Here is a 3,808-nt window from a genome sequence, read left to right on the forward strand (position 1 = left end):
CCCCCTTCGCCCACTCCTGACCGCCCCGTCGCCCGCCCCCGACTTCGCATCTCCCTAGGGAAATAGCACCCAGACGTCGCATCTCCCTAGGGAAATGCCCACAGGAGGTGTCATTTCCCTAGGGAGATGCGGCATCCCTGGTCGAACCGCACTCACGACAGAGAGGCAACGATGCCCGAGATCCTGATGCCCCAGCCCTATGCCTCCCCGTGGATGCAGGACGAGGTGGCCGATGTGCTCACCCTCGCCCGCACCTTCTTCGAGCGGGAGGTGACGCCGCACGCGGAGCGCTTCGCCGAGCAGCACCAGGTCGACAAGGAGACCTGGCTGGCCGCGGGCGCCGCGGGTCTGCTGTGCATCTCGATCCCGCAGGAGTACGGCGGCGGTGGCGGCACCTTCGCCCACGAGGCGGCCGTGATGTGGGAGCAGGGGCGGGCCGGAGACGACGCGCTCGGCTACTCCGTGCACTCCTCGATCGTCGCCCACTACCTGCTCGCCTACGGGTCGCAGGAGCAGAAGCAGAAGTGGCTGCCGCGCATGGCCTCCGGCGAGCTCATCGGTGCCATCGCGATGACCGAGCCGGGCACCGGGTCGGACCTGCAAAACATCAAGACCACGGCCCGGCGCGAGGGCGACCACTACGTCATCAACGGGTCGAAGACCTTCATCACCAACTCCTCGCACGCCGGTCTCGTCGTGGTCGTCGCGCGCACCGGCGGTGAAGGGGCACAAGGGATCTCGCTCATCGTGGCCGAGGTCGACGGTCTCGAAGGATTCGAGCGCGGTCGGGTGCTGCAGAAGGTCGGCCAGCACGGTCAGGACACCCGTGAGCTGGCCTTCACCGACATGCGGGTGCCCGTGGCCAACCTGCTCGGTGAGGAGGAGGGGCAGGGCTTCTACCAGCTGATGATGCAGCTGCCGCAGGAGCGGCTGGCGATCGCCGTCAGCGCGGTGGCCTCCGCCGAGCTCGCCGTGGACCTCGCGGTGGCGTACACCAAGGAGCGCACCGCCTTCGGCAAGCCGATCAGCGCCTTCCAGAACACGCGATTCACCCTCGCCGAGGTCTCCACCGACGTCATGGCGGCGCGGACCTTCCTCGACCACTGCGTCGCCCTGCACGTCGACGGCAAGCTCGACGCCGCGACCGCCTCACGGGCGAAGTACTGGACGACGGACGTCCAGTGCGAGGTCGTCGACCGCTGCCTGCAGCTCTTCGGTGGCTACGGCTACATGCTCGAGTACCCCATCGCGCGGCTCTACGCCGGGGCGCGCGTGCAGAAGATCTACGGCGGGACCAACGAGATCATGAAGGAGCTGATCTCGCGCACGCTCTGACGACGTGACGCTAGGTTTGCCGCCATGACCACCGGGGGCGACCGCGATGACCATCTCGTCGAGCTGGCTGCGGGCAGGGGCGGCCTCGTCGCCTGTGCCCTCGCGCTGCTCATCACGACCTGCCTGCCGATGACCCGGTGGGAAGGCGAAGGGGAGGAGACGACCGGCCTGCTGCAGGAAGATGTCGCACCGCCCGTCCTCGACCTCGACTTGTGGGGTCTCTCCGGGGCCGGAGACGTGAGCGGACTCCTGGTCGCGGTGCCTCTGGTCCTGCTGGCCGTGCTGTGCCTCGCCGCCCTCGGCAGCTCACTGCTGAAGCTCCTGCCGGCGATCGCCGGCGTCGTCACCCTCTGGTCGGGAGTGCACGCTGCGCTCGGCGGGTTCGAGGGTGACCTCCTGGCGGCCCGGTGGTTGTGCGTCCTCGTGCCTGCGGTGACGACCTATGTCGCGGTCCGGGTGCACCTGACCCAGGGGCGCGTCTACGGCTGACCTGGTCAGGTTGTCGCGACCGAGGCGACGAGCGAAGGGCGGCGGCGCTCGGCTCGCAGCGCAGGGAGCAGGCACCAGACGCCACCGAGGCCGAAGATCCCGGCGGCAGCCATCGCGACCTGAGTCGACGTCGCGGCGGCGAGCAGGCCCGCGAGCGGCATGGTGACCGCGGTGGACCCGAAGGCGCACATCGAGCCCAGCGAGAGCACGGTCGCGCGGTTGGCCGAGGTCGCCTCGCGGTGCAGCAACGCGCTGTAGGCCGGGCCCTGCATGCCGTGGCCGGTGTAGGCGAGCAGGTGGGCGACGACGAGGCCGACCGGCCCGACGACCAGGGCCATCCCGATCGTCAGCACGCTGTGGACGACCCGGCCGAGGATGGCGGCGCGCGCGACACCCCAGCGGGCGGAGGCCCGACCGCACAGCCAGGCGCCGACGGCGAAGACGACCCAGGCTCCCGCGGCGAGCGGGCCCATGACGACGCCCGCTCGCTCCTCGCCGCCGGGGAGCTCGGCCATGCGCACCGGGGTCAGCGACTCCATCGAGATCATCGCGGTGCTCCAGAAGACCTCGAGCAGCACCAGCCCGCGGAGCACCGGGTTGTCGCGCACGAGCCGCAGACCTGAGGCGATGACGCCGGGGGTCTCGCGGGCCGAGGACAGCGCCCGCGACCAGCCGGTCGAGTCGACGTGGGTCACCGGCTCGCGGAGCAGGACGACGACCGCGGCGAGGTGGAGCACCGAGAGCACGAGGCAGATGACGACGGGCAGCCACAGCGCCGAGTGCGACCCGATCGGGTGCCAGGCGACGAGGCCACCGGACAGCAGCGCCCCGCCGGCGATCGCCAGCCCGAGGATCGAGGTGGATCGCGAGAGGTCCTGGTCGACGTCGGCGCCCGGGCGGGTGGCGTGGACCGTGTCGACGTACCAGGCCTCGAGCGGGCCGGAGTCGAGGGCGCGGAAGACGCCAGTGAGCACCGACGCGATGACGAAGGCGGTGAAGGAGTGGGCGACAAGGAGCGCAACCATCGCGGCGACATTGGCCAGCCCGGCGGCGATGAGGACCGGGCGGCGACCGAGGGCGTCCGCGAAGCCGGAGGTCGGTAGCTCCAGCGCGACGACCGCGACGCCGATGACGGCCGAGGCCGTGAGCGCCTGCGGCAGGTTCAGGCCGCGCTCGAGCTGCCACAGCACGAGCAGCCCGACGACGAAGCCGATCGGCAGCCAGCGGGTCGTCGTCAGGGTGAGGAAGACCCGGCGGGCGGCGAGGGGGGAGAGGGGCTCGGTCATCGTGACTCCCACCCGGGTTCGTCATCGGCGGGGAAGCTCGAGATGACGACGGCGTAGCGACGCTGGTCGTCGGCGAGCTCGCCGGGCGTGGGCGGGTGCTCGGCGAGGACCTCCCACATGAGGTCCTCGAAGCGGGTGAGTATCTGCGCCGCCTGTTCCGCGGTCACGGGGACCTGGAGGTCGCTGATCGAGGTGACGGCGCGCCACTCCTCGCTCTCGCCCCCTCGACGGACGGCGGCGCCCTGCATGCGGCTCGCGAGCTGGGTGACGGCCAGCTGGTGGAAGGCGTCGGTGGCGTCCCTCCCTTCGTCCGTCGTCACGTCGTCGTCGCGGACGGAGGTCGTCATGGCACTCGCCCGCCACCACCGGTCGCGGTTGTTGCCGAGGTCGTTCGCCTCCTCGACGAAGCCGTGCTCCGCGAGCTGGCGTAGGTGATAGCTCGTCGCCCCCGAGTTGAGTCCGAGGCGGCGCGCGACCTGGCTCGCCGTCGCCGGACCGAGTGTGCGGAGCAGGCCGAGGATGCGCATGCGCACCGGGTGGGTCAGCGCGCGCAGCTGGGTGACGTCGGGGGTGACGGGGTCCATGGGGAGGAGCCTAGACCGCAAAGGTCTGTTTGCAAAGGAATGTTTGCGATCCCTTCGAGACGGTCGCGGGGCGACCTCCTCAGGGSCGGTYGAGACGGTCGCGGGGCGACCTCC

Annotated in this window: 4 protein-coding genes; 2 read left to right on the forward strand and 2 right to left on the reverse strand. The window is 70.8% G+C overall.

Features of this window, described 5'->3' with window-relative positions; all coding sequences use genetic code 11:
- Nucleotides 1–171 precede the first annotated feature (171 nt).
- Nucleotides 172–1,335 (forward strand): acyl-CoA dehydrogenase family protein, encoded by a 1,164-nt coding sequence (locus B277_RS15125; RefSeq protein ID WP_040881796.1) that lies wholly within the window; start codon nt 172–174, stop codon nt 1,333–1,335.
- A 24-nt stretch (nt 1,336–1,359) separates the two neighbouring features.
- Complete coding sequence (locus B277_RS15130; protein ID WP_007929851.1) at nt 1,360–1,824, forward strand: hypothetical protein; 465 nt, start codon at nt 1,360–1,362, stop codon at nt 1,822–1,824.
- Nucleotides 1,825–1,829: 5 nt separating this feature from the next.
- Here the strand turns inward: B277_RS15130 and B277_RS15135 are convergent, their stop codons facing one another.
- Nucleotides 1,830–3,110: an MFS transporter gene (locus tag B277_RS15135; protein WP_007929852.1), complete on the reverse strand. Its 1,281-nt coding sequence runs from the start codon at nt 3,108–3,110 to the stop codon at nt 1,830–1,832.
- Nucleotides 3,107–3,694 carry a winged helix-turn-helix domain-containing protein gene (locus tag B277_RS15140; RefSeq protein WP_007929853.1) on the reverse strand — a complete coding sequence of 196 codons (588 nt, stop codon included), beginning with the start codon at nt 3,692–3,694 and terminating at the stop codon, nt 3,107–3,109. The genes B277_RS15135 and B277_RS15140 overlap by 4 nt, the downstream gene beginning before the upstream one ends.
- Nucleotides 3,695–3,808 lie beyond the last annotated feature (114 nt).

The organism is Janibacter hoylei PVAS-1 (genome assembly GCF_000297495.1).
In the GTDB taxonomy this organism is placed as follows: domain Bacteria; phylum Actinomycetota; class Actinomycetes; order Actinomycetales; family Dermatophilaceae; genus Janibacter; species Janibacter hoylei.

Excerpts from the sequence above, each read along its gene's own strand:
- B277_RS15125 (WP_040881796.1), top strand. The coding sequence starts at position 172 with ATGCCCGAGATCCTGATGCCCCAGCCCTATGCCTCCCCGTGGATGCAG.
- B277_RS15130 (WP_007929851.1), top strand. The coding sequence starts at position 1,360 with ATGACCACCGGGGGCGACCGCGATGACCATCTCGTCGAGCTGGCTGCG.
- B277_RS15135 (WP_007929852.1), bottom strand. The coding sequence starts at position 3,110 with ATGACCGAGCCCCTCTCCCCCCTCGCCGCCCGCCGGGTCTTCCTCACC.
- B277_RS15140 (WP_007929853.1), bottom strand. The coding sequence starts at position 3,694 with ATGGACCCCGTCACCCCCGACGTCACCCAGCTGCGCGCGCTGACCCAC.